This window comes from Escherichia sp. MOD1-EC6098 (assembly GCF_002965865.1).
Taxonomy (GTDB): domain Bacteria; phylum Pseudomonadota; class Gammaproteobacteria; order Enterobacterales; family Enterobacteriaceae; genus Escherichia; species Escherichia marmotae.
This window is the reverse complement of sequence record NZ_PTSN01000014.1, coordinates 111,016-136,193: the sequence shown is the minus strand read 5'-3', so window position 1 is coordinate 136,193 and position 25,178 is coordinate 111,016. Positions and strand designations below refer to the sequence as shown.

Genomic DNA, 25,178 nt, shown 5'->3' with positions numbered 1-25,178 from the left:
TATTGTCTGCTCAACTCAACGTTAATAACCATCCCAAAATAGACGAAGTGCCGGCCATTTCTCGCAGTGCATCTAACGCCATCAGGATAATAAGCACCCAAATAAACGGATTCATTTTGCTGTGTGTCATTTATTGTTAATACACGGTGATTCTACCAATTTATAGGTAATGAAAAAGTTAAGTCAATCAATACTACCGATATTGGTGGGAAAATCTCCTTAAGTCACAATGCGTTATTATTTCTCACGTCATCGCTACTCGCTTTGTACATATCGTTACATGCCGAAACCAACCACTCACGGAAGCCTGCTATTTCCAGAGATATAGTCATTACATCGGCCCCGCAGTGGGGTTGCATAAAAAACCAAATTGAGGGTATGACAATGAAAAAAGTATTAGCTCTGGTTGTTGCCGCTGCTATGGGTCTCTCTTCTGCTGCCTTTGCCGCAGAGACTGCGACCACGCCTGCTCCGACTGCTGCTACCAAAGCAGCACCTGCAAAAACCATTCATCATAAAAAACAGCATAAAGCAGCGCCCGCCCAGAAAGCGCAAGCGGCTAAAAAACATCATAAAAAAGCAAAAACTGAACAGAAAGCACCTGAGCAAAAAGCACAGGCCGCCAAAAAGCACAGCAAAAAACACAGCCAGCAACAACCGACAAAACCTGCAGCACAGCCAGCCGCATAAGTTTTCGACAGCAATAGTGGCGCGCCCCCTCGCGCCTGAAAATTACGGTGCTAAGCGGGTAACGTTTAGCACCGCCTTTAGCGGAGGGTACTATGGTGGGCCGTTATCGCTTTGAGTTCATTCTTATCATCCTTATTTTATGTGCGCTGATTGCCGCCCGTTTTTATCTTTCCTGAGCGTAGTTATCTGATTTTACTCCCACTTTCATCCCGTCCCGTCTATAGTATTTACGAGGGTTTGCTTTTAATAATCATAATTACTCGCCAGAGTGTGATATGCGTACAACCATTGCTGTAGTACTGGGTGCAATTAGTCTGACATCTGCATTTGTGTTTGCGGATAAACCGGACGATCCTAAATCGGCTCATGATGAGGTCAGCACCCTATTTTTTGGTCATGATGATCGTGTACCGGTAAATAACACGACCCAATCGCCGTGGGATGCGGTTGGGCAACTGGAAACGGCCAGCGGCAATTTATGTACGGCGACGCTGATTGCGCCTAATCTCGCATTAACTGCGGGCCACTGTTTATTAACGCCACCAAAAGGTAAACCAGACAAAGCAATTGCGCTGCGTTTTGTTTCGAATAAAGGGCTATGGCGCTATGAGATCCACGATATTGAAGGTCGTGTTGATCCGACGCTAGGGAAACGGTTAAAGGCTGATGGTGATGGCTGGATTGTCCCGCCCGCAGCCGCGCCGTGGGATTTCGGTTTGATTGTGCTGCGCAATCCCCCTTCTGGCATTACGCCGTTGCCATTATTTGAGGGAGATAAAGCCGCGCTTACCGCCGCATTAAAAGCGGCTGGTCGTAAAGTGACTCAGGCGGGGTATCCCGAAGATCATCTTGATACCTTATACAGCCATCAAAATTGCGAAGTGACTGGCTGGGCGCAAACCTCGGTGATGTCGCATCAGTGCGATACCCTGCCGGGTGACAGCGGTTCGCCACTGATGCTGCATACTGATGACGGCTGGCAGTTAATTGGTGTGCAAAGTTCAGCTCCTGCAGCGAAAGATCGCTGGCGCGCCGATAACCGGGCCATTTCTGTCACCGGTTTTCGCGACAAGTTAGAAGAACTGACCCGGCAATAATGTTCAAACGCTGCCCGCATTGTCGGGCAGCGTGGTCATCAGGCGAGTTTCACCATGATCATTCCGGCCAATAGCAAGATCAGGCCAACCCAGCCTTTGCGATTTAAACGTTGACCAAACAAGATCCACCCCGCAGCTAAAGTGGCGGTAATACCAAACCCACCCCACAATGCATAGGCTACAGACAAGTCGATCCCTTTAACGGCCTGCGAAAGCGCGCTAAAGGCAGCAAGCACCGCCGCCAGCGAGAGCAAGCCATAAACTTTGCGGCGAAAGCCGTCAGAAAATTTCAAAAAGACGTTAGCCATGATTTCCAGCACAGTTGCCAGTGCCAACCAGGCGGCATGAACCCATTCAAACTGCGCCACGGTTCACCTCCAGCGAGGGTTTACGTACTTTGCGTGTACCAGATTTAATCAACACAATCCCGACAACCAGGGTTGTTAACCCGGCAATTTTTAGCAGCGATAAGCTTTCATCGAATAACAGAACGCTAAATAGCGTAATAAATAAAATACCGATGCCTTCCCACAGAGCATAAGCCACACCAAGCGCTATTTTTTTCACGGCGAAAGAAAGAAATATATATGACAGTGAAATCATCACCAGCATTAAAATAAATCCACCGTTACCGTTACTGACGCTCGCCCATTTCATTGATAGCGTTCCGGTAATTTCTGTGGCAATAGCCAGACCTAATAAAGCCCAATAAATATACATCGTCCTTCCCCTGCAAGAGAATTATTTTAATGTTCGCTGAATTCAGCGAAACCAAAGAAAAGTATTCAGTCCAGCGCAGAGCGCCAGCTTTGACAGAAGAAAGGACTAAAGCGCGTTGCGCCAGTGTTGCTCGCCTGCGAGCAAGATGCTGGATGAGGTACGAAGATGGGTAAATGTAGAAAATAACGTCCTGAACAAATTGTCCATAATATTACAATTATCCGCAGTGTTGCTTCTCGTCATCGCGGATGATAATTGTCCTCGGTAGTTGTACACGCCTGATTTGTATCATAGCTTAAGAATTAACTCAAAACATTTTCATATCTTTACCTGAGTAGTTTGATTTTCGTTATAATGCCGCAGAAAAAATATTATTAGCGAAGAAAAAAACGGGGATAAACATGGCAAAGCCGATCATCACGCTCAATGGCCTAAAAATCGTCATTATGTTGGGAATGCTGGTCATTATTCTCTGCGGTATCCGGTTTGCCGCCGATATCATCGTCCCCTTTATCCTCGCCCTATTTATCGCAGTCATTCTTAACCCGCTGGTACAACGCATGGTTCGCTGGCGAGTACCGCGCGTACTGGCGGTGTCGATTTTAATGACCATCATCGTAATGGCGATGGTGCTTATGCTGGCCTATCTCGGTTCAACACTCAATGAACTGACCCGCACTTTGCCACAGTATCGCAGCTCAATCATAAAGCCTCTGCAAGCTCTGGAGCCTTTATTACAGCGCGTGGGTATTGATGTCTCAGTTGACCAACTGGCGCATTACATTGACCCGAACGCGGCGATGACGTTGCTGACCAACTTACTGACGCAGTTATCTAACGCCATGTCATCAATATTTTTATTGCTGTTGACGGTGCTGTTTATGCTGCTCGAAGTTCCGCAACTGCCCGGCAAACTCCAGCAAATGATGGCACGTCCGGTCGAAGGAATGGCGGCGATTCAGCGCGCGATTGACAGTGTGTCGCATTACCTGGTGCTGAAAACGGCCATCAGCATCATCACCGGACTGGTCGCCTGGGCGATGCTCGCAGCACTGGACGTTCGCTTTGCTTTTGTCTGGGGATTGCTGGCCTTTGCGCTTAATTACATTCCTAATATTGGTTCGGTCCTTGCGGCTATTCCCCCTATCGCCCAGGTACTGGTGTTTAATGGTTTCTACGAAGCGTTGTTGGTGCTGGCGGGATATCTGCTGATTAATCTGGTCTTCGGTAATATTCTGGAACCACGCATTATGGGACGCGGATTGGGGCTTTCCACACTGGTGGTCTTTTTGTCGTTAATTTTTTGGGGATGGTTGTTAGGACCGGTGGGGATGCTGCTTTCGGTGCCGTTGACGATTATTGTCAAAATTGCGCTTGAACAAACAGTGGGAGGTCAAAGTATCGCCGTGCTGTTAAGCGATCTCAAGAAAGAGTAACGGCCTCCGCAGAGGCCGTTGAGGTTACAGTGCTTTCAGAATCGCATCCACGCTGGCTTTGGCGTCACCAAACAGCATGTGGGTGTTTTCCTTGAAAAACAGCGGGTTTTGCACACCAGCATAGCCGGTGTTCATCGAACGTTTAAAGACAATCACGTTCTGCGCTTTCCACACTTCCAGTACCGGCATACCGGCAATTGGGCTTTTCGGATCGTCCTGCGCCGCCGGGTTAACCGTATCGTTCGCACCAATTACCAGCACGGTATCGGTATCAGCAAAGTCATCGTTGATCTCGTCCATTTCCAGCACGATGTCATACGGCACTTTCGCTTCTGCCAGCAATACGTTCATATGCCCAGGCAAACGCCCCGCAACCGGGTGAATACCGAAACGCACGTTGATACCGCGGGCACGCAGTTTCTCGGTGATTTCTGCCACCGGATATTGCGCCTGCGCGACTGCCATGCCGTAACCTGGGGTGATGATCACTGAATGCGAATTTTTCAGCAGTTCCGCCGTCTCTTCCGCCGTAATTTCGCGATGTTCACCCACTTCCTGATCGTCGCCGGTAGAGGAACCATCGGTGCCGAAACCACCCGCAATGACGCTGATAAAGGAACGGTTCATCGCCTTACACATGATGTAAGAAAGGATTGCCCCCGAAGAACCGACCAGCGCACCGGTCACAATCAGCAAGTCGTTGCTGAGCATAAAGCCCGCGGCCGCTGCCGCCCAACCAGAGTAAGAGTTCAGCATCGACACCACCACTGGCATATCTGCGCCACCGATGGAAGCCACTAAATGCCAGCCGAAGACCAGTGCAATGGCGGTCATTATCAGCAATGCCAGAACTTGCAGGCCAACGCTTTCGGTGCGGACAAACACAATCAGCAGCAGGAAGGAAACGACCAGAGCAGCCAGATTCATTTTGTGACGGTTTGGCAGCATCAGCGGTTTAGACGAAATTTTTCCGCACAACTTACCGAATGCCACGACCGAGCCGGTGAAGGTCACCGCACCAATGAAGATACCGAGGAATACTTCCGTCAGGTGAATGTTGGCCAGAATCGGAGCCATATCCGCATCGTGATGCAGATAGCTATTAAAACCAACCAGCACCGCCGCCAGCCCCACAAAACTATGCAGGATCGCCACCAGTTCCGGCATTTCAGTCATTTCGACCTTCTTCGCCAGGCGGATACCAATTGCGCCACCGATGACCATCGCCAGCAAGATCCAACCAACATTGCCAGTATCCGGCCCCAAAATAGTAGCGATTAACGCAATCGCCATCCCGGCGATACCGAAGTTGTTACCCTGGCGAGAGGTTTCATGTTTCGAAAGCCCGGCCAGGCTGAAGATAAACAGGATCGCGGCAACAATGTATGCAGCTGTAACTAATCCTCCAGACATATGTTACCCCTTAGTTTTTGCGGAACATTTTCAGCATACGCTGAGTCACGGTGAAGCCACCGAAAATATTAATGCTGGCTATAAGCACCGCGATAAAACTAAGGAAGCTAACCCAGCCGCCCTGGCCAATCTGCAACAGTGCTCCGACAACAATAATCCCTGAAATCGCGTTGGTGACCGACATCAGCGGCGTATGTAGCGCGTGCGATACATTCCACACCACGTAATAGCCCACAACGCACGCCAGCGCGAACACGGTGAAATGCCCGAGGAACTCTTTTGGTGCAACATTTGCCAGCCAACCGAAGAGGATGATTGCCAACGCCATCAGGGCGTATTTACGCCACGGTGAACAGGTGCATTTTTCCTCCGCTTTGACTTCCGGTGCGGCTTTCTGTGTCGCCTGTGGCTGGGCTGAAACCTGAATCGGCGGTGCCGGCCAGGTAATTTCGCCAGCACGAATCACGGTCACGCCGCGAATCACTACATCATCAAAATCAACAGTAATGTTGCCGTCTTTCTCCTTGCACAACAGCTTCAGCAGATTGACAAGGTTGGTGCCGTAAAGCTGTGAGGATTGTGTTGGCAGACGCCCCGGAAGATCGGTATAACCAATCACTTTGACGCCATTTTCCGTAGTGAAGATTTCACCCGGCACGGTGTATTCACAGTTACCGCCGTTTTGTGCGGCCAGATCGACAATCACACTGCCCGACTTCATGGAGTCAACCATTTCGCGGGTAATCAGTTTCGGTGCCGGTTTACCTGGAATAAGCGCGGTGGTCACAATGATATCGACCTCTTTTGCCTGCGCAGCAAAGAGTTCCATTTCTGCCTTGATGAACGCTTCCGACATCACTTTGGCATAGCCATCGCCGCTGCCTGCTTCCTCTTTGAAATCCAGTTCGAGGAATTCCGCGCCCATACTTTGAACTTGTTCTTTCACTTCCGGGCGGGTATCAAACGCACGCACAATCGCACCGAGACTGTTTGCCGCACCAATGGCCGCGAGACCCGCAACACCCGCACCAATCACCATCACTTTTGCCGGAGGCACTTTACCTGCCGCGGTGATTTGCCCGGTAAAGAAACGCCCAAACTCATGCGCCGCCTCAACAATGGCGCGATAGCCAGCGATGTTCGCCATCGAACTTAACGCGTCCAGTGATTGCGCGCGTGAGATACGCGGTACGGAGTCCATCGCCATCACGGTGACGTTACGTTCCGCAAGCTTTTGCATTAGCTCCGGATTCAGCGCAGGCCAGATAAAACTCACCAGCGTTGTTCCTGGATTCAGTAACGCAATTTCATCATCTAACGGCGCATTGACCTTCAGAATGATATCTGACTGCCAGACGTTATTCCCTTCTACTATTTCAGCGCCCGCTTGCACAAACGCTTTATCGTCAAAACTTGCCAGTTGACCCGCGCCGCTCTCTACCGCGACGGTAAAACCCAGTTTCAGCAACTGCTCCACTGTTTTGGGCGTTGCTGCAACACGGGTTTCATTGGTTAACCGTTCTCTTGGTATTCCAATTCGCATGATATTCCCTTCCATCGGTTTTATTGATGATGGTTTGCCTGTGTCAGGAACCACACAAGCCGCTCATATACGAGCTAAATGTTACTCCGTTAAAATAAATTAGTAACAAACGCCCTATAACGTACTGAAAATAATGCTTGCGATCTAGCGCCAAAAATCACTATTTCGGCGTTAACTCGAAAAATATTAACGATTCAGCCTTGATAGTGAGATAAACACCATAGAACAACGGATAAAGGGCGATAATTGTCTCCGATAGCCAGGTAAAACATGAGATCACCCCGGTGCAAACTGTCACTTAACATTAAATTAACTTATACAATTCAGCCGTTTCAGCCGTTGTATGTTGCTACGGTTACTTTTTAATCACAGATGGTTATTCGATCAGGTTTAAAATCAAATCAGGAAGTCTGATATGAAAAATCACGCAGACAGTTACACCGTTTAAATGCAATAATCAGCCACGTTTCTCGTTAATAACAATACCAGTACCTGGTTTGCGCAAGGCGAAGGATTATTTTTATGAAGCTTAAGAACACCCTCCTGGCGTCGGCACTGCTTTCTGCTACGGCATTCTCCGTTAACGCAGCAACAGAACTGACACCGGAGCAAGCGGCAGCGGTTAAACCTTTTGATCGTGTAGTGGTTACCGGACGTTTCAATGCCATTGGCGAGGCGGTGAAAGCCGTTTCCCGTCGTGCTGATAAAGAAGGTGCAGCCTCCTTTTATGTTGTCGACACGTCAGATTTCGGTAACAGCGGTAACTGGCGAGTGGTTGCCGATCTCTATAAGTCTGATGCTGAAAAAGCAGAAACCGAAAAAAATCGCGTGATTAACGGTGTGGTTGAACTGCCAAAAGACCAGGCCGTTCTGATTGAGCCGTTTGACACTGTCACCGTCCAGGGCTTTTACCGTAGCCAACCGGAAGTGAATGACGCCATCACCAAAGCGGCGAAAGCAAAAGGCGCATACTCTTTCTACATCGTTCGCCAAATCGATGCCAACCAGGGCGGTAACCAACGCATTACAGCGTTCATCTATAAAAAAGATGCTAAGAAACGTGTAGTCCAAAGCCCGGATGTGATCCCGGCAGACTCCGAAGCCGGACGTGCAGCCCTGGCTGCCGGTGGCGAAGCCGCGAAGAAAGTTGAAATCCCGGGTGTTGCCACTACCGCATCACCAAGTTCCGAAGTTGGTCGTTTCTTCGAAACTCAGTCCTCAAAAGGCGGACGTTACACTGTCACGCTCCCTGACGGCACTAAAGTCGAAGAACTGAACAAGGCAACCGCAGCGATGATGGTGCCGTTCGACAGCATTAAGTTCTCAGGTAACTACGGTAACATGACCGAAGTCTCCTACCAGGTTGCTAAACGTGCCGCGAAGAAAGGTGCGAAGTATTACCACATCACCCGCCAGTGGCAGGAACGTGGTAATAATCTGACCATCAGCGCAGACCTGTATAAATAACTATTCAGTATCCCAATGAGGCGGCTTTATGCCGCCTTTAGCATTTTTAGTCACAAATTTCCCCGTGACCATTGCATGCAGACACATCTCTTCGTAAAATCCCGCGCTTCAGTGGCAAACACCATTTTTATGCGTCCTGCCCTAATATTTATTCTTTTGAACACCTTTTAAACACTGGATATCGATGGAAAAGAAACTGGGACTGAGCGCACTCACCGCGCTGGTATTAAGCTCAATGCTGGGCGCAGGTGTTTTCAGTCTGCCACAAAATATGGCTGCGGTTGCCAGCCCGGCAGCACTGCTCATCGGTTGGGGCATTACTGGCGCTGGCATTTTATTACTCGCCTTTGCCATGCTGATCCTGACACGCATTCGTCCCGATCTTGACGGCGGCATCTTTACCTATGCTCGTGAAGGTTTTGGCGAACTCATTGGTTTCTGCTCCGCATGGGGATATTGGCTGTGCGCGGTTATCGCTAACGTCTCCTATCTGGTGATCGTCTTTTCTGCATTGAGTTTCTTCACCGATACGCCGGAACTGCGCCTGTTTGGCGATGGCAACACCTGGCAATCGATCGTCGGTGCATCCGCACTTTTGTGGATTGTTCACTTTTTGATCCTGCGCGGTGTACAGACCGCTGCCAGCATTAACCTGGTGGCAACGCTGGCAAAATTGTTGCCATTGGGACTGTTTATTGTACTGGCGCTGATGATGTTCAAACTGGACACCTTCAGACTCGACTTCTCTGGCCTTGCACTTGGTGTACCGGTGTGGGAACAGGTGAAAAACACCATGCTGATCACCCTGTGGGTATTCATTGGTGTGGAAGGTGCGGTGGTGGTTTCTGCGCGTGCGCGTAATAAACATGATGTCGGCAAAGCGACACTCCTGGCGGTACTTTCCGCGCTGGGCGTTTATTTACTGGTCACTCTGCTTTCGCTGGGCGTGGTTGCGCGTCCTGAACTGGCGGAAATTCGTAACCCGTCTATGGCGGGCCTGATGGTGAAAATGATGGGGCCGTGGGGCGAGATTATCATCGCTGCCGGATTGATCGTTTCCGTTTGTGGCGCATATTTAAGTTGGACCATTATGGCGGCAGAAGTCCCCTTCCTGGCAGCGACCCATAAAGCATTCCCGCGCATTTTTGCCCGCCAGAACGCACAGGCTGCGCCATCCGCCTCGCTGTGGCTGACCAACATCTGCGTGCAAATTTGTCTGGTGCTAATCTGGCTGACCGGTTCCGATTACAACACGTTGCTAACCATTGCCTCAGAAATGATTCTGGTGCCCTATTTCCTTGTTGGCGCGTTCTTGCTGAAAATCGCAACCCGCCCGCTGCATAAAGCGGTAGGTGTCGGTGCCTGCATTTATGGCTTATGGTTATTGTACGCCTCTGGTCCAATGCACCTGTTGTTGTCCGTCGTTCTGTATGCGCCGGGGTTGCTGGTATTCCTGTACGCGCGTAAAACGCATACACATGATAATGTTCTGAATCGTCAGGAAATGGTACTGATTGGCATGCTGTTAATTGCCGCAGTTCCGGCGACCTGGATGCTGGTGGGATAACGTTCGTCCCATCGTTGGATAGCAAAGGAGATAACGATGGGTAATACCCAGCCCTTGCCAATATTAATCACTGGCGGAGGCCGTCGCATCGGCCTCGCCCTCGCCTGGCATTTTATTAATCAAAAGCAACCGGTGATTGTCAGCTATCGGACGCACTATCCTGCCATTGATAGCCTGATTCAGGCGGGAGCACAGTGTATTCAGGCTGATTTTTCGACGAATGATGGCGTGATGGCATTTGCCGATAAAGTATTAAAAAGCACCCACGGCCTGCGTGCCATTTTGCACAATGCCAGCGCGTGGATGGCAGAAAAACCAGGTACGCCACTGGCTGACGTGCTGGCCTGCATGATGCAAATCCACGTTAATACCCCATACCTTCTTAACCACGCTCTGGAAAGATTACTGCGTGGTCACGGGCACGCCGCCAGCGATATTATTCACTTCACCGATTATGTGGTGGAACGAGGCAGCGACAACCATATCGCCTATGCAGCAAGCAAAGCAGCCCTGGATAATATGACCCGCTCATTTGCCCGCAAGCTGGCACCGGAAGTGAAAGTGAATTCTATTGCACCGTCGCTGATCCTGTTTAATGAACATGATGATGCTGAATATCGCCAACAGGCGCTGAATAAATCGCTGATGAAAACCGCGCCTGGCGAGAAAGAGGTGATCGATCTGGTCGATTACTTGCTCACCAGTTGCTTTGTTACCGGGCGCAGTTTCCCGCTTGATGGAGGTCGACATCTGCGTTAATGCAGTTTCATCCAGCAAATAATCAGCACCCATGCGCTTAGTCCCCAGCACACCACAGAACCTACAAAAGCCGCGGGCAAGCGCATGATTCCAGTGAAATACCACAGCGACGCCAGATAAATAAAATAAGGAATGATCGACCACATACTGAAAATGATGGTTGCGCGTAAGGCTTCAATGCCGCGTTCGCTGGCAACAATATAATGCGCGATGAGCGCAAAGGTTGGGAAAAGCGGGATCAGCCCGGCTATGTAGTAATTTTTCGTTTTTGCTAATACACCAATCAACACCACCACCAGCGCACCAAGCGCGGCTTTGATTACCAGCCCCATCTTTTTACCTTAACACTTCCATAACAAGTCCTTAGTAGAATACCTGATGCAAACTTGTTTAGAAACGATTGATAGTAAGTAAAAACGGTGCAGTGTATTGTGACGTTTTTATATCTACCGTGAATAATATGAACACTATCGTATTTGTGGAAGATGACGCAGAAGTTGGTTCACTGATTGCCGCATACCTGGCGAAACATGATATGCAGGTAACCATAGAACCTCGCGGCGACCATGCAGAAGAAACGATCCTGCGGGAAAATCCGGATCTGGTGCTACTCGATATCATGCTACCAGGCAAAGACGGCATGACTATCTGTCGCGATTTAGGTTCTAAGTGGTCCGGACCAATCGTTCTGCTGACCTCCCTCGACAGTGATATGAACCACATTCTGGCGCTGGAAATGGGTGCCTGCGACTATATTCTCAAAACGACTCCTCCTGCAGTTCTGCTGGCTCGGCTACGTTTACATTTGCGTCAGAATGAGCAAGCGACGCTGACCAAAGGCATTCAGGAAACGCCTCTGACGCCCTACAAAGCATTGCATTTCGGCACGTTGACCATCGACCCTATTAACCGCGTAGTCACCCTTGCTAACACTGAGATTTCACTCTCTACCGCCGATTTCGAACTGCTCTGGGAATTAGCCACTCATGCGGGGCAAATTATGGATCGCGATGCGTTGTTGCGAAATTTACGCGGCGTCAGTTATGACGGTCTGGATCGTAGCGTGGACGTGGCTATTTCGCGGTTAAGAAAAAAACTGCTCGATAACGCTGCTGAACCGTATCGTATTAAAACTGTGCGTAACAAAGGCTATCTTTTTGCGCCCCATGCATGGGAGTAAGCGATGAAAAAACTGTTTATCCAGTTTTATCTTTTACTGTTTGTCTGCTTTCTGGTGATGTCCCTGCTGGTTGGACTGGTGTACAAATTTACCGCCGAACGCGCGGGCAAACAGTCGCTGGATGATTTGATGAACAGTTCGCTGTACCTGATGCGTAGCGAGTTGCGGGAGATCCCCCCGCACGACTGGGGAAAAACGCTGAAGGAGATGGATTTAAATCTCTCTTTCGATCTGCGCGTCGAACCCTTGAGTAAGTATCATCTCGATGAAATTTCCATGCACCGACTGCGTGGCGGTGAGATTGTTGCTCTGGATGATCAGTACACTTTTTTGCAACGCATCCCACGCAGCCACTACGTGCTGGCCGTCGGTCCCGTTCCTTATCTCTATTACCTCCATCAAATGCGTTTGTTGGATATCACGCTGATTGCCTTTATTGCCATCTCTCTCGCCTTTCCAGTATTTATCTGGATGCGTCCGCACTGGCAGGACATGTTAAAACTGGAAGCAGCGGCGCAACGATTTGGCGATGGCCATCTCAATGAACGCATTCACTTTGATGATGGTTCGAGCTTTGAACGACTGGGCGTAGCATTTAACCAGATGGCGGACAATATCAATGCATTAATTGCCAGCAAAAAACAGCTTATCGACGGGATTGCTCACGAACTGCGAACGCCGTTAGTGCGCCTGCGTTATCGGCTGGAGATGAGCGATAACCTGAGTGAAACAGAGTCTCAGGCTCTGAATCGTGATATCAGCCAACTGGAAGCCTTGATCGAAGAACTGCTGACCTATGCCCGATTAGACCGCCCGCAAAATGAGTTGCATCTTAGCGAGCCAGACCTACCGTTATGGCTGTCAACACATCTGGCCGATATCCAGGCTGTTAACCCCGACAAAACGGTACGGATAAAAACGCTCATGCAAGGTCATTATGCGGCGCTGGATATGCGCTTAATGGCGCGCGTGTTGGATAACTTGATCAATAACGCCCTGCGCTACTGCCATTCAACCGTAGAAACCAGCCTGCTACTGGCAGGAAACAGAGCGACATTAATTGTCGAAGATGATGGGCCAGGAATAGCCCCACAGGATCGCGAGCATGTCTTTGAACCCTTTGTGCGTCTCGATCCTAGCCGTGACCGTTCAACCGGCGGTTGTGGGTTGGGACTGGCGATTGTCCACTCTATTGCACTGGCAATGGGCGGCACGGTTAACTGTGACTCCAGCGAACTGGGTGGTGCCCGCTTCTCGTTTAGCTGGCCGTTATGGCATAACATCCCGCAATTTACCTCTGCCTGACACTACGCGCACGGTGGTCAAGTTACCGCCGTTGTGTTATATAATAAGTATGTTGTAACTAAAGTGGTGATTTTATGGCTCGTTACGATCTCGTTGACCGACTCAATACTACCTTTCGTCAGATGGAGCAAGAACTGGCCGCGTTTGCCGCTGAGCTTGAGCAGCACAAGTTGCTGGTTGCCCGCGTGTTCTCTTTACCGGAAGTCAAAAAAGCGGATGAGCATAATCCGCTGAATTGCATTGAAGTTAAGCAACATCTCGGCAAAGAGGCGCAGGCGCTGGCACTACGTCATTTCCGCCATTTGTTTATTCAGCAACAGTCCGAAAACCGCAGCAGCAAGGCCGCTGTTCGTCTGCCTGGCGTGTTGTGTTATCAGGTCGATAATCTTTCACAAGCGGCGCTGGCAAGTCATATTCAGCGCATCAATCAACTCAAAACCACTTTTGAACATATCGTCACGGTTGAGTCAGAACTCCCCACGGCGGCGCGTTTTGAATGGGTACATCGTCATTTGCCGGGACTGATTACCCTTAACGCTTACCGCACGCTCACGGTTCTTCACGATCCTGCCACTTTACGTTTTGGCTGGGCGAATAAGCATATCATTAAGAATTTGCATCGTGATGAAGTACTGGCTCAACTGGAAAAAAGCCTGAAATCACCACGCAGCGTCGCGCCGTGGACGCGCGAGGAGTGGCAAGGAAAACTGGAGCGTGAGTATCAGGATATCGCCGCCCTGCCGCAGGATGCGAAATTAAAAATCAAACGTCCGGTGAAGGTGCAGCCAATTGCCCGTGTCTGGTATAAGGGAGATCAAAAACAGGTACAACATGCCTGCCCTACGCCGCTTATCGCGTTGGTTAATCGGGATAATGGTGCTGGTGTGCCGGACGTTGGCGAGCTGCTAAATTATGATGCCGACAATGTGCAGCACCGTTACAAACCCCAGGCGCAGCCGCTTCGCTTAATCATTCCACGGCTGCACCTGTATGTTGCAGATTAACGCCCGACTTTCATACTGCCGACCATCTGTTCTGGTCGTACCCAACTATCAAACTCGGCCTCGTTAAGATACCCCAACGCAAGGGCTGCGGCTTTTAAAGTCAGCCCTTCTTTGTGTGCTTTTTTAGCGATCTCAGCGGCTTTGTCATAGCCAATGTGGGTGTTGAGCGCAGTCACCAGCATTAGCGACTCATTGAGCAATTGATTGATTCGCTCACGATTCGGCTCAATTCCCACTGCACAATGTTTGTTAAAACTTTCCATGCCATCCGCCAGTAAGCGCACCGATTGCAGGAAATTGTGGATCACCATCGGGCGGAAGACGTTCAGTTCGAAATTACCGGAAGCGCCACCGATGTTGATCGCCACGTCGTTTCCCATCACCTGACAGCAAAGCATGGTTAACGCTTCACACTGCGTTGGGTTCACTTTCCCTGGCATGATTGAGCTGCCCGGCTCGTTTTCCGGAATTGAGATTTCGCCAATGCCACAGCGAGGGCCTGAAGCCAGCCAGCGGACATCGTTCGCAATTTTCATCAGTGACGCCGCCAGCCCTTTCAACGCGCCATGAGCCTGAACCAGTGCATCGCAGGTCGCCAGTGCTTCAAATTTGTTCGGAGCAGTAACAAACGGCGCACAGGTAATTACCGAAAGCTCATCCGCTACGCGACGGGCATATTCCGGATGGGTATTCAGCCCCGTCCCTACCGCTGTACCGCCCAGCGCCAGTTCCGCCACATGCGGCAGGCTGTATTCAATATGTTTGAGATTATGCTCCAGCATCGCTACCCAGCCGGAAATCTCCTGGCCCAGTGTCAGCGGCGTGGCGTCCTGCAAGTGGGTACGACCAATTTTGACGATATCGGCAAATGCGCGCGATTTCTCATTCAGCGTTTGTGTCAGTGTTTTAAGCTGCGGGATGAGTTGCTTGCGTAGCGCCAGCAGCGCCGCAACGTGCATTGCTGTCGGAAAGACATCATTTGAACTTTGGCTTTTGTTCACGTCGTCGTTAGGGTGAATTTTACGTTCCATTCCGCGCACGCCACCGAGCAGTTCGCTCGCCCGATTGGCCAGCACTTCGTTCATATTCATGTTGCTTTGCGTGCCGGAACCCGTCTGCCAGATAGCCAGCGGAAATTCATCGTCATGCTGTCCCGCCAGCACTTCATCCGCTGCCTGACGGATAGCACTCGCTTTCTCTTCAGAGAGTAAACCTAAATCTTCGTTAACTTTTGCCGCTGCACGCTTAGTCAGCGCCAGCGCATGAATCAGTGAGGTGGGCATTTTCTCCGTGGAAATACGGAAATGCTCCAGCGAGCGTTGAGTTTGTGCGCCCCACAGCTTATCTGCCGGGACATCGATCGCACCCATCGAATCTTTTTCGCTGCGTACTGTATTCATGGCCTGCTCCTCACCTGATTAATTTTTTCTTTCTGTTTTGCTTTCGTTAAGCAACTTTTAGCTCACTCATTATTTACTATTTGGTAACAAACGTTTGGTCTTTCGTGCCATGTAAAAAAGCCGCCCCGAAGTAAAGGGCGGCTCAGATTGTTTGCAAAGTACGCTTTGTTCATGCCGGATACGGCGTGAACGCCTTATCCGCCCGCTTATTTCACGCAGCGGGTACACTGCGTGAGTTGAATCTGCTGGAAGAAGTCATTCCCTTTATCATCAACAAGGATAAATGCCGGGAAATCTTCCACTTCAATTTTCCAGATAGCTTCCATACCCAGTTCCGGATATTCAACACATTCCAGGCTCTTAATACTGCCCTGCGCCAGCACTGCTGCCGGGCCGCCGATACTGCCAAGGTAAAAGCCACCATGTTTTTTACAAGCATCGGTCACCTGCTGACTGCGATTACCCTTCGCCAGCATGATCATACTGCCGCCCTGCGCTTGCAGTTGATCGACGTAAGAATCCATCCGTCCGGCGGTCGTTGGGCCAAGAGAGCCGGAGGCATAACCTTCTGGCGTTTTTGCCGGACCAGCATAGTAAATCGGGTGATCTTTGATGTATTGCGGTAACCCTTCGCCGTTGTCCATGCGCTCTTTCAGTTTGGCGTGGGCAATATCACGACCGACAATAATCGTGCCGTTCAGCGACAAGCGGGTAGAAACGGGATACTGCGACAACTGTGCGAGGATCTCTTTCATCGGACGATTAAGGTCAACGCGCACCGCTTCGCCTTCCCCTGCTTTACGCAATTCTTCCGGGATATATTTGCCTGGATTATGTTCCAGTTTTTCGATCCAGATCCCCTGACGATTGATTTTCGCTTTGATATTACGGTCAGCAGAACAGGAAACGCCCATACCAACCGGACAGGATGCGCCGTGGCGTGGCAGACGAATCACGCGGATATCATGGGCAAAATATTTACCGCCAAACTGCGCCCCCAGACCAAGATTTTGCGCTTCAATCAGCAACTCTTTTTCCAGCTCCACATCACGGAACGCCTGACCGTGCTCATTCCCTTCCGTTGGCAGCTCGTCATAGTATTTAGCGGAAGCCAGTTTTACTGTTTTAAGGTTAGTTTCCGCAGATGTACCACCGATCACGAAGGCAATGTGATACGGAGGACACGCCGCCGTGCCCAGCGTACGCATTTTCTCAACCAGATAATTTTTCAGTTTCCCTGGCGTCAGTAACGCTTTGGTTTCCTGATAGAGATACGTCTTGTTTGCTGAACCGCCACCTTTGGCGATACAGAGGAATTTATACTCGTCGCCATCAACAGCATAAAGATCGATCTGCGCTGGCAGGTTGGTGCCAGTATTCACCTCTTTATACATATCCAGCGGTGCGTTTTGCGAGTAGCGCAGGTTATCTTCGATATAGGTGTTATAGACACCGCGCGCCAGCGCCGCTTCATCACCACCACCGGTCCATACACGCTGCCCTTTTTTACCGACGATTATCGCGGTGCCGGTATCCTGGCAGGTTGGCAGAACGCCTTTTGCGGCGATGTCGGAGTTGCGCAGGAATTGCAGCGCCACATATTTGTCGTTTTCGCTGGCTTCCGGGTCGCGCAGGATATCGGCCACTTGCTGCTGGTGAGCCGGACGCAGCATAAATGACGCATCATGAAACGCCTGACGCGCCAACAAAGTTAACGCTTCTGGCGCGACTTTCAAAATCTCCTGCCCTTCAAATTCAGATACGCTAACGTGTTCGCTGGTCAGCAGGTAGTACTCGGTATCATCTTTTTTGAGTGGGAAAGGAGCCTGATAATGAAAGGGTTTGTTTGACATTGTTCTCTCACTTACTGCCTGGTTTGGTTATGCTCTGGGCGGGTGTTCCATTGCCCTGTTAAAAGCGAGTTACATTATCCTACACACTTTTTTAACAAAAACTGAGACTAGTACGACTTTTTGCGGCTCCAGGTTACTTCCCGTAGGATTCTTGCTTTAATAGCGGGATTAATTTCCACATTCAAACAGGGATTGATCATGCAAAAACTTATTAACTCAGTGCAAAACTATGCCTGGGGAAGCAAAACGGCACTGACTGAACTTTATGGCATGGAAAATCCATCCAACCAGCCGATGGCTGAATTGTGGATGGGCGCACATCCGAAGAGCAGTTCACGTGTGCACAATGCCGCCGGAGATATCGTTTCACTGCGTGATGTGATTGAGGGTGATAAATCAACTCTGCTGGGAGATGCCGTTGCCAGGCGTTTTGGCGAACTGCCTTTCCTGTTCAAAGTGTTATGCGCAGCCCAGCCGCTCTCCATTCAGGTTCATCCAAATAAACGCAATTCTGAAATCGGTTTTGCCAAAGAAAATGCCGCCGGCATTCCAATGGATGCCGCCGAGCGTAACTATAAAGATCCTAACCACAAGCCAGAGCTGGTTTTTGCCCTGACCCCTTTCCTCGCGATGAACGCGTTTCGTGAGTTTTCCGAGATTGTTTCCCTGCTCCAGCCCGTCGCGGGCGCGCATCCGGCGATTGCTCATTTTTTACAGCAGCCCAATGCCGAACGTTTAAGCGAACTGTTCGCCAGCCTGTTGAATATGCAGGGTGAAGAGAAATCCCGCGCGCTGGCGATTTTGAAATCGGCGCTCGACAGCCAACAGGGTGAGCCGTGGCAAACGATTCGTTTAATTGCTGAATTTTACCCGGATGACAGCGGCCTGTTCTCCCCACTGTTACTGAATGTGGTAAAACTGAACCCTGGTGAAGCGATGTTCCTGTTCGCTGAAACACCACACGCCTACCTGCAAGGCGTGGCGCTGGAAGTGATGGCGAACTCCGATAACGTGCTGCGTGCGGGTCTGACGCCAAAATATATTGATATTCCGGAGCTGGTTGCCAACGTTAAGTTTGAAGCCAAACCGGCCAGCCAGTTGCTGACCCAGCCGGTGAAACAAGGTGCAGAGCTGGACTTCCCGATTCCGGTTGATGATTTTGCTTTCTCGCTGCATGACCTTAGCGATGAAGAAACTACCATCAGCCAGCAAAGTGCCGCCATTTTGTTCTGCGTTGAAGGCGAAGCAACACTGGGTAAAGGTTCTCAACAGTTAGCGCTTAAACCGGGTGAGTCCGCATTTATTGCCGCCAATGAGTCGCCGGTGACGGTGAAAGGCCACGGACGTTTAGCGCGTGTTTACAACAAGCTGTAAGAGCTTACTGAAATAATTAACATCTCTTGCTAAGCTTATTAAAGGCTTATAACACTTCAGGCGGCCAGTCCGCCTGATTTCATTTATGGATAATCATTATGAATAAATCGCTGGTAGCGGTAGGCGTCATTGTTGCGCTCGGCGTAGTCTGGACAGGCGGCGCATGGTACACAGGCAAGAAGATTGAAACCCATCTCGAAGACATGGTCGCACAGGCGAACGCGCAACTCAAACTGACAGCTCCTGAATCCAACCTGGAAGTGAGTTATCAAAACTATCATCGCGGCGTGTTCAGCAGCCAGTTGCAATTAGTGGTGAAGCCCATCGCCGGGAAAGAAAATCCGTGGATTAAAAGTGGCCAGAGCGTCATCTTCAATGAATCTGTTGACCACGGTCCCTTCCCTCTGGCCCAGCTTAAAAAACTGAATTTGATCCCGTCGATGGCGTCGATTCAAACCACGCTGGTCAATAACGCTGTGAGCAAGCCACTGTTTGATATGGCAAAAGGAGATACACCTTTTGAGATTAACTCTCGCATCGGTTACAGCGGCGATTCCAGTTCAGATATCTCGCTCAAGCCACTGAATTACGAGCAAAAAGATGAAAAAGTCGCCTTTAGCGGCGGTGAGTTCCAGTTAAATGCTGACCGAGACGGTAAAGCCATCTCCCTTTCCGGGGAGGCGCAAAGCGGTCGGGTCGATGCAGTTAACGAATACAACCAGAAAGTGCAGTTGACCTTTAATAATCTGAAAACCGATGGTTCCAGCACGCTGGCAAGTTTCGGTGAGCGCGTGGGTAACCAAAAACTGTCGCTGGAAAAAATGACCATTTCAGTGGAAGGCAAAGAACTGGCTCTGTTGGAAGGCATGGAGATCAGTGGTAAATCAGACCTGGTTAATGACGGTAAAACGATCAATAGCCAACTGGATTACTCGCTAAACAGCCTGAAGGTACAGAATCAGGATCTGGGCAGCGGCAAGCTGACTTTAAAAGTCGGTCAGATTGACGGTGAAGCCTGGCATCAGTTTAGCCAGCAATATAACGCGCAAACACAGGCGTTACTGGCACAGCCAGAGATTGCCAACAATGCCGAACTTTATCAGGAGAAAGTGACGGAAGCCTTCTTTAGCGCCCTGCCGCTGATGTTAAAAGGCGATCCGGTAATTACGATTGCGCCGTTAAGCTGGAAAAACAGTCAGGGTGAAAGCGCGCTGAATTTGTCGCTGTTCCTGAAAGATCCGGCAGCGACTAAAGAAGCGCCGCAAACACTGGCGCAGGAAGTTGATCGCTCGGTTAAATCTCTGGATGCAAAACTGACTATTCCGGTCGATATGGCAACCGAACTGATGACTCAGGTGGCGAAGCTGGAAGGCTATCAGGAAGATCAAGCTAAAAAGCTGGCGAAACAGCAAGTTGAAGGTGCATCAGCAATGGGCCAGATGTTCCGTCTGACCACCTTGCAGGACAATGCCATCACCACCAGCCTGCAATATGCTAACGGTCAGATCACGTTGAATGGTCAGAAAATGTCGCTGGAAGATTTTGTCGGTATGTTTGCGATGCCAGCACTTACCGTTCCGGCTGTACCGGCCATCCCGCAACAGTAATTCACAGCCAAAACGCCGGAGAGTTTTCTCTCCGGCGTTTTTTCACTTCAACATAAAGTCATACTGAATACTCATTTTCACATCCCAGTAATTCAGGCGATTGCCCAGCGTACTACCATCGCGCTTTTCCCGTCCTTTATCGGCTGCAAGAAAGAAATTCATCCCTTGTAGCGGCCCTTCGCTGACCCGATAGTTCATACCGCCTAAGATACCTGCGCCTTCAATCCGCACATCTCGTTTACTGGATTCATAGCCGCGAGTCACAATCGGTGCCAATGTCAGCGTAAATTGCGGGGTTAAACGATAATTGACACCCAATTGCCAGGACTGCATACCTTCCCGGTTACGATCAAGACTTAACGAGAAAGGATAACCAATATCGGTGTCCACCACGGCTCCGTTCATCGCATGACGCAGATAACCACCGCTACCAAACACGCTTCCCCACGGCGCGCTCCACGTCAGTTGGCCGCTAACCAGCGCCGTTTCATTGGGCTGGTTGGTGTTACGACTTAAGCCTTCCAGTTGCGCATAAAAGCCGAGCAACTCCCCTTTCAGCGCATAATCCTGGGCGAGCGAAATGCTTTTCTCAAAAATAGTTTGTAGCTGATTAGAAACATCTTTCTGTGCCGATGCCCCCAAAGAATAACGGCTGGTATCATCATGCCAACTGGCAGCTAAAAAAGAACGAGCGCGATGTTTATCGTATTTTCCGGTCTGGCTGTTATAAACACCTTCATCACGGATACCGGTTGTTGAATCAGTCCATAAAAATACCCGGGAGCGCCACATTCCCCACAGTTCAATATTGGGCGTTAAAGCCCAATAACCTAATGCTCCTTCAGAAACGGTCGGTAATGTACGTTGCGAACTGCCAGCAATTAACGGAATACGATAAGGTAAACTACCATAACTATAATCTGTCCCGAAACGACCTAATTTAAGTAAACTCTTTTCACTCGGTTTTATTTTTACCGCACCCAATGCATAGCCAAAACTTTTATCGCCATCAAGATACCATCGGGTACTCATATCAGCACGAGCACCTAATTTATAAACATAATAGGCTCCACCTTCGACGCCAATAATATTAGCGTAATAACCGCTATTAAAATCGAGCAATCCTCCTTGCACCCATGCGTAAATATCTCTTCCCGCGCCAGCACTGGGCTTGTCAGCCCGGCGCAATTCATTTTTCAGTCTGATTCGTAGTCCCGCTTCATCGTCAGCCAGTTGTGCAGCGTAAGCGGAGGTAAGGCCAGAGGCAGCCGTCAGGGAAATAACGGCCATGGCCACTATTTTTCTCATAGTTGCACCTTTGATGTTCTGATTATTTTTATAAGATATTAATTAGTGATATCGCTGATTAATTGCTGCTGCATTTTTTTACGATTATCAATTTCGACCACAATTTCTTTGAATTTTTTATCAGTCAGCGGATAAAACCAAATTATAACGAATGCCAGTAGCATAAATCCGCAAGGGACTAAGGCAATTGATGTGCGGATCCCCATAATAACTTCCGGCGTTTGTGCCTGATTCGCAATATATCCGCTTAATCCCAAAATAAAGGCGGGAATTGAACCCCCTATTGCCTGTCCACATTTTCGGGTAAATGAGAATAATGAATAGGTAAGCCCTTCAATGCGTACACCGGTCAGGTATTCACCATATTCTACAGTATCGGCCTCCAGCGCCCACATCACCGTCATGGTAACGCCCTGACCCACTGAAGCGATGGCTAACGCGATCAGTGCCACCGGCAGCGACCAGACTGAAACCCAGAAGAACAGCAAATAACCACAAGTTCCCAGCAGAGCGCCAATCAGGAAGGTATTCTTTTTACCGATTCTGGCAACCATTCCCGGCACCAGCGGTGCCGATGCCACTGTGCCGACCAGGTTTTGCACCAACACCAGCACAGTAAACAACCCGGCATCATTCAGTACATAGCGCACGTAGAACAACGACGAAGCACTGACCGCGAAGGTCGAGATCAGCACGCATAGCGCGCCAATGCACAACATAAACAGCGGACGATTCCGTTTCAGCGTTTGCAGGCTGATCTTCAATGACGGCTGCGCCACGATACGCACTACATTCTCGCGCGTCGATTTAAAGCAAATGAAGTAAAGCACCATCCCGGCAATCGCCAGGGTAATCGTCCAGAAATGGTATACCGACACCATCTCCTCCGGGCTGGAGTGCTTAATGCTCGGGCCAATCAGAAAAGCCAGGCAGACAAAGGTCAGCGAAGCGGCAATCCCGCGAGCCGCGCCCAGACGGGCGCGGGATTGTGGTTGTTGGGTCATGGCAGTTGCCAGTGAGCCATAAGGTATATTGACCAGGCTGTAACAAAGCCCCAGCCCCATATAAGTCAAATATGCATACACCACTTTGCTGCTATGACTCCAGTCGGTCGGCACCCAGAAAACCAGCACGCTGAAGATCATTAACGGTGCAGTGCCGAACAGCAAGAAGGGGCGGAATTTGCCCCAACGGGTATTTACGCTGTCTACCACCCGTCCGGCGAAGACGTCAGCAAAAGCATCGAATACCCGCACCAGTAATAGCATGGTGCCCGCCGCAGCGGCACCGACGCCAGCGACGTCGGTGTAGTAACTCAACAGGAAGAGCGCCCCCATGGCGAAGGCGAAGTTATTGGCAACGTCACCGAGGCTGTAGCCGACGATGGTGCGCCATGAGAGTTGTTGATTCATTTTTTGCCTCCCTGCTGCGGTTTTTCACCGAAATTCATGCCAGTCCAGCGTTTTTGCAGCGAGAAAGCCGCCGATTTTGGTTTGCGGTCACGAGTGAAAATCCCTTTCTTGTTACCGCCAACGCGCAGAATGCCCTGCGAAGTCGCAAAATCAGCGAAGTTCCATACCTGTTCACCAACGACAGCACTAACACGGTCAAAGACGCGGTGATACATATCCAGCCACGCGCACTGATACTCTTCACTCCACATATCGGTGTACATCGAGTGCAGACCGGCTAACGTATCCACCCCGTATTCGGTGATGATAATCGGCTGATGCAGTTTCTCCTGCCACGCAAGCAGTTCTTTTTCCAGTACCTTTTCTGCCGTCTCCAGATCGCCGCTTTGGACATACCAGCCGTAATAACGGTTCAGACACAGCACATCAAAGAGATCGCTGATGGTATCGGTGTGAGCGTCGCAGAACATCACATTGACGCAGGTGATCGGTCGTGTCGGGTCGAGTTTACGCGTTGCTTCTGCCAGTGGCGCGAAATATTCCCGGGCACCTTGCGGGCGGGTATCTGGTTCATTGGCAATGCTCCACATCACCACGCTTGGGTGGTTTTTGTCACGCGCAATCAGTTCTTTAATCGCCTGTAAGTGCGCCTGCTGGGTTTCCCCATTGACCGCCTCTTCGCTGTACAGTTCTTTCGGTTTGTTGCCCGCTTCGAAACCAATTCCTAAAGAAAGGTTAAAGCCGACGGCGGCAGTTTCATCAATCACCACAATGCCATGTTCGTCAGCCCAGTCGAGCATCTCTTCAGCGTAAGGGTAATGCGAGGTGCGGTAAGAGTTGGCACCAATCCAGTCCATCAATGCGTGATCGTGCACCATCAGCACGTTATCGAATCCCTTGCCACGCAAATCCGCATCTTCATGACGACCAAAGCCAGTGAAGTAGAACGGTTTGTGGTTGATCAGGAACTGTTCACCCTTTACTGCCACCGAGCGGATACCGACGCGCAGTGGATAGATGTCGCACTCTGTCTGGCTTTTTGCGGTGACGCACAGTTCATAGAGATACCCATCACCGGGTTGCCAGAGATTCGGGTTCACCACTTGCAAGGTTCCGCTGTGACCTTGTCCGGCTGCGACAACCTGCTGATCAGCATCACGCAGTTCGACGCTGATATCACCATTGGCCACCACCTGCCAGTCAATGGAAGCGTGGTTGCAGTCTTGCGCTACATGCGTCACCACGGTGATATCGTCCACCCAGGTGTTCGGCGTGGTATAGAGCATTACGCTGCGGTGGATCCCGGCGTAGTTAAAGAAATCATGGAAATAAGACTGCTTTTTCTTGCCGTTTTCGTCGGTAATCACCATTCCCGGCGGGATAGTCTGCCAGTTCAGCTCATTGTTCACACAAACGGTGATACGCACACTTTTTCCGGCAATCACATATGGAGTCACATCGGCTTCAAACGGCGTATAGCCGCCCTGATGCTCCATCACTTCCTGATTATTAACCCACACTTTGCCATAATGAGTGACCGCATCGAAACGCAGCACGATACGCTGGCCCGCCCAACCTTTGGGTATAAAGACTTCGCGCTGATACCAGACATTGCCCACATAATTACGAATATCCGCATCAGCAAACTGATCGTTAAAACTGCCTGGTACGGCAATCGCCCGACTCTCTTGCAACGTGCTTTCCCACCAACGCTGATCATTTCCACAGTTTTCGCGATCCAGGCTGAATGCCCACAGACCGTCGAGTTTTTTGATTTCACGGGTTGGGGTTTCTACAGGACGTAACATAAGGGACTCCTCATTAAGATAAAAACACTGGTCAACCTTTAATTTGATTAGTTAACCAATTAAGCAATGCAAACAGTTATCTGTGAGAAACCCACGGAAGAGAAATGGAAATAAAAAGAACTGACACCGCGATCAAAAAACCAAAAACTGCAATACCCACAGCGTGACATGGATCGCATTAATCTCTAAAACAACGTTGACAGAAGCTACAAAATAAGCAACCGAACGCTCGTTC

General features: G+C 50.0%; 24 protein-coding genes. 12 read left to right on the top strand and 12 right to left on the bottom strand.

What is annotated here, in order from left to right:
* Nucleotides 1–10: 10 nt before the first annotated feature.
* The gene (locus tag C0K55_RS27165; RefSeq protein WP_212632918.1) at nt 11–115 is read right to left on the bottom strand and encodes a KPN_01571 family protein; all 105 of its coding nucleotides are present in this window, start codon (nt 113–115) and stop codon (nt 11–13) included.
* 269 nt (nt 116–384) lie between these two features.
* Here C0K55_RS27165 and asr point away from each other — a divergent pair, with 269 nt between their 5' ends.
* The 3 genes from asr to C0K55_RS15710 all read left to right on the top strand — a co-directional run bounded on the left by asr (nt 385) and on the right by C0K55_RS15710 (nt 1,787).
* Nucleotides 385–690, top strand: a complete 306-nt coding sequence (gene asr / locus C0K55_RS15720; protein WP_000756318.1) for an acid resistance repetitive basic protein Asr — start codon at nt 385–387, stop codon at nt 688–690.
* Between the two features lie 92 nt (nt 691–782).
* Nucleotides 783–866, top strand: a complete 84-nt coding sequence (locus C0K55_RS15715; RefSeq protein ID WP_000233090.1) for a hypothetical protein — start codon at nt 783–785, stop codon at nt 864–866.
* A 99-nt stretch (nt 867–965) separates the two neighbouring features.
* Nucleotides 966–1,787, top strand: coding sequence for a trypsin-like serine peptidase (locus C0K55_RS15710; protein WP_001260827.1), 822 nt, complete (start codon nt 966–968; stop codon nt 1,785–1,787).
* A 38-nt stretch (nt 1,788–1,825) separates the two neighbouring features.
* On the opposite strand, the gene mdtI is transcribed toward C0K55_RS15710, so the two are convergent.
* The 3 genes from mdtI to C0K55_RS27160 all read right to left on the bottom strand — a co-directional run bounded on the left by mdtI (nt 1,826) and on the right by C0K55_RS27160 (nt 2,783).
* Nucleotides 1,826–2,155, bottom strand: coding sequence for a multidrug/spermidine efflux SMR transporter subunit MdtI (mdtI, locus tag C0K55_RS15705; protein ID WP_000046672.1), 330 nt, complete (start codon nt 2,153–2,155; stop codon nt 1,826–1,828).
* Nucleotides 2,142–2,507 (bottom strand): multidrug/spermidine efflux SMR transporter subunit MdtJ, encoded by a 366-nt coding sequence (mdtJ, locus tag C0K55_RS15700; protein WP_000276139.1) that lies wholly within the window; start codon nt 2,505–2,507, stop codon nt 2,142–2,144. Before mdtJ ends, mdtI begins: the two co-directional genes overlap by 14 nt.
* Nucleotides 2,508–2,612: 105 nt before the next feature.
* Nucleotides 2,613–2,783 (bottom strand): protein YdgV, encoded by a 171-nt coding sequence (locus C0K55_RS27160; protein WP_085947940.1) that lies wholly within the window; start codon nt 2,781–2,783, stop codon nt 2,613–2,615.
* Nucleotides 2,784–2,908: 125 nt separating this feature from the next.
* Here C0K55_RS27160 and tqsA point away from each other — a divergent pair, with 125 nt between their 5' ends.
* Nucleotides 2,909–3,943, top strand: a complete 1,035-nt coding sequence (gene tqsA, locus C0K55_RS15690; protein ID WP_105266071.1) for an AI-2 transporter TqsA — start codon at nt 2,909–2,911, stop codon at nt 3,941–3,943.
* Nucleotides 3,944–3,967: 24 nt separating this feature from the next.
* On the opposite strand, the gene pntB is transcribed toward tqsA, so the two are convergent.
* Together pntB and pntA are read right to left on the bottom strand one after the other, a co-directional pair.
* Complete coding sequence (gene pntB, locus C0K55_RS15685; protein WP_000014047.1) at nt 3,968–5,356, bottom strand: Re/Si-specific NAD(P)(+) transhydrogenase subunit beta; 1,389 nt, start codon at nt 5,354–5,356, stop codon at nt 3,968–3,970.
* Nucleotides 5,357–5,366: 10 nt separating this feature from the next.
* Nucleotides 5,367–6,899, bottom strand: coding sequence for a Re/Si-specific NAD(P)(+) transhydrogenase subunit alpha (gene pntA / locus C0K55_RS15680; protein WP_001516350.1), 1,533 nt, complete (start codon nt 6,897–6,899; stop codon nt 5,367–5,369).
* A 522-nt stretch (nt 6,900–7,421) separates the two neighbouring features.
* Here pntA and ydgH point away from each other — a divergent pair.
* From ydgH to folM, 3 genes are all read left to right on the top strand, one after another.
* Entirely contained in the window at nt 7,422–8,366 is a 945-nt protein-coding gene (gene ydgH / locus C0K55_RS15675) for a DUF1471 family protein YdgH (protein ID WP_001516349.1), read from the top strand.
* Nucleotides 8,367–8,550: 184 nt separating this feature from the next.
* Nucleotides 8,551–9,933, top strand: coding sequence for an amino acid permease (locus C0K55_RS15665; RefSeq protein WP_000412361.1), 1,383 nt, complete (start codon nt 8,551–8,553; stop codon nt 9,931–9,933).
* Between the two features lie 36 nt (nt 9,934–9,969).
* On the top strand, nt 9,970–10,692 hold the full coding sequence (gene folM, locus C0K55_RS15660) for a dihydromonapterin reductase (protein WP_000528572.1): 723 nt from the start codon (nt 9,970–9,972) through the stop codon (nt 10,690–10,692).
* Here folM and C0K55_RS15655 read toward each other — a convergent pair.
* Entirely contained in the window at nt 10,689–11,024 is a 336-nt protein-coding gene (locus tag C0K55_RS15655; protein WP_000524883.1) for a GlpM family protein, read from the bottom strand. The two genes, folM and C0K55_RS15655, sit on opposite strands and share 4 nt — an antisense overlap.
* A 128-nt stretch (nt 11,025–11,152) precedes the next feature.
* On the opposite strand from C0K55_RS15655, the gene rstA reads away from it, so the two are divergent.
* The 3 genes from rstA to tus all read left to right on the top strand — a co-directional run bounded on the left by rstA (nt 11,153) and on the right by tus (nt 14,181).
* Complete coding sequence (gene rstA / locus C0K55_RS15650; protein ID WP_001092496.1) at nt 11,153–11,872, top strand: two-component system response regulator RstA; 720 nt, start codon at nt 11,153–11,155, stop codon at nt 11,870–11,872.
* A gap of 3 nt (nt 11,873–11,875) precedes the next feature.
* Nucleotides 11,876–13,177 carry a two-component system sensor histidine kinase RstB gene (gene rstB, locus C0K55_RS15645; RefSeq protein WP_105266072.1) on the top strand — a complete coding sequence of 434 codons (1,302 nt, stop codon included), beginning with the start codon at nt 11,876–11,878 and terminating at the stop codon, nt 13,175–13,177.
* A 74-nt stretch (nt 13,178–13,251) separates the two neighbouring features.
* Nucleotides 13,252–14,181: a DNA replication terminus site-binding protein gene (gene tus, locus C0K55_RS15640; protein WP_000135173.1), complete on the top strand. Its 930-nt coding sequence runs from the start codon at nt 13,252–13,254 to the stop codon at nt 14,179–14,181.
* Here tus and fumC read toward each other — a convergent pair.
* Nucleotides 14,178–15,581 (bottom strand): class II fumarate hydratase, encoded by a 1,404-nt coding sequence (gene fumC, locus C0K55_RS15635; RefSeq protein ID WP_001516348.1) that lies wholly within the window; start codon nt 15,579–15,581, stop codon nt 14,178–14,180. The two genes, tus and fumC, sit on opposite strands and share 4 nt — an antisense overlap.
* Nucleotides 15,582–15,787: 206 nt before the next feature.
* A complete protein-coding gene (fumB, locus tag C0K55_RS15630) occupies nt 15,788–17,434 on the bottom strand; it encodes a class I fumarate hydratase (RefSeq protein WP_000066639.1) in 1,647 nt (548 codons plus the stop codon).
* 198 nt (nt 17,435–17,632) lie between these two features.
* Here fumB and manA point away from each other — a divergent pair, with 198 nt between their 5' ends.
* Entirely contained in the window at nt 17,633–18,808 is a 1,176-nt protein-coding gene (gene manA, locus C0K55_RS15625; RefSeq protein ID WP_016261997.1) for a mannose-6-phosphate isomerase, read from the top strand.
* A 98-nt stretch (nt 18,809–18,906) separates the two neighbouring features.
* The gene (locus C0K55_RS15620) at nt 18,907–20,415 is read left to right on the top strand and encodes a YdgA family protein (RefSeq protein ID WP_016248682.1); all 1,509 of its coding nucleotides are present in this window, start codon (nt 18,907–18,909) and stop codon (nt 20,413–20,415) included.
* 42 nt (nt 20,416–20,457) lie between these two features.
* Here C0K55_RS15620 and uidC read toward each other — a convergent pair whose 3' ends face one another.
* From uidC to uidA, 3 genes are read right to left on the bottom strand one after another with little or no spacing between them, the layout of a single operon-like run.
* Nucleotides 20,458–21,723 carry a glucuronide uptake porin UidC gene (gene uidC / locus C0K55_RS15615; RefSeq protein ID WP_001516344.1) on the bottom strand — a complete coding sequence of 422 codons (1,266 nt, stop codon included), beginning with the start codon at nt 21,721–21,723 and terminating at the stop codon, nt 20,458–20,460.
* Between the two features lie 38 nt (nt 21,724–21,761).
* Nucleotides 21,762–23,135, bottom strand: a complete 1,374-nt coding sequence (gene uidB, locus C0K55_RS15610; RefSeq protein ID WP_001075870.1) for a glucuronide transporter — start codon at nt 23,133–23,135, stop codon at nt 21,762–21,764.
* Nucleotides 23,132–24,943, bottom strand: a complete 1,812-nt coding sequence (uidA, locus tag C0K55_RS15605; RefSeq protein WP_001516343.1) for a beta-glucuronidase — start codon at nt 24,941–24,943, stop codon at nt 23,132–23,134. Before uidA ends, uidB begins: the two co-directional genes overlap by 4 nt.
* Between the last annotated feature and the right edge of the window lie 235 nt (nt 24,944–25,178).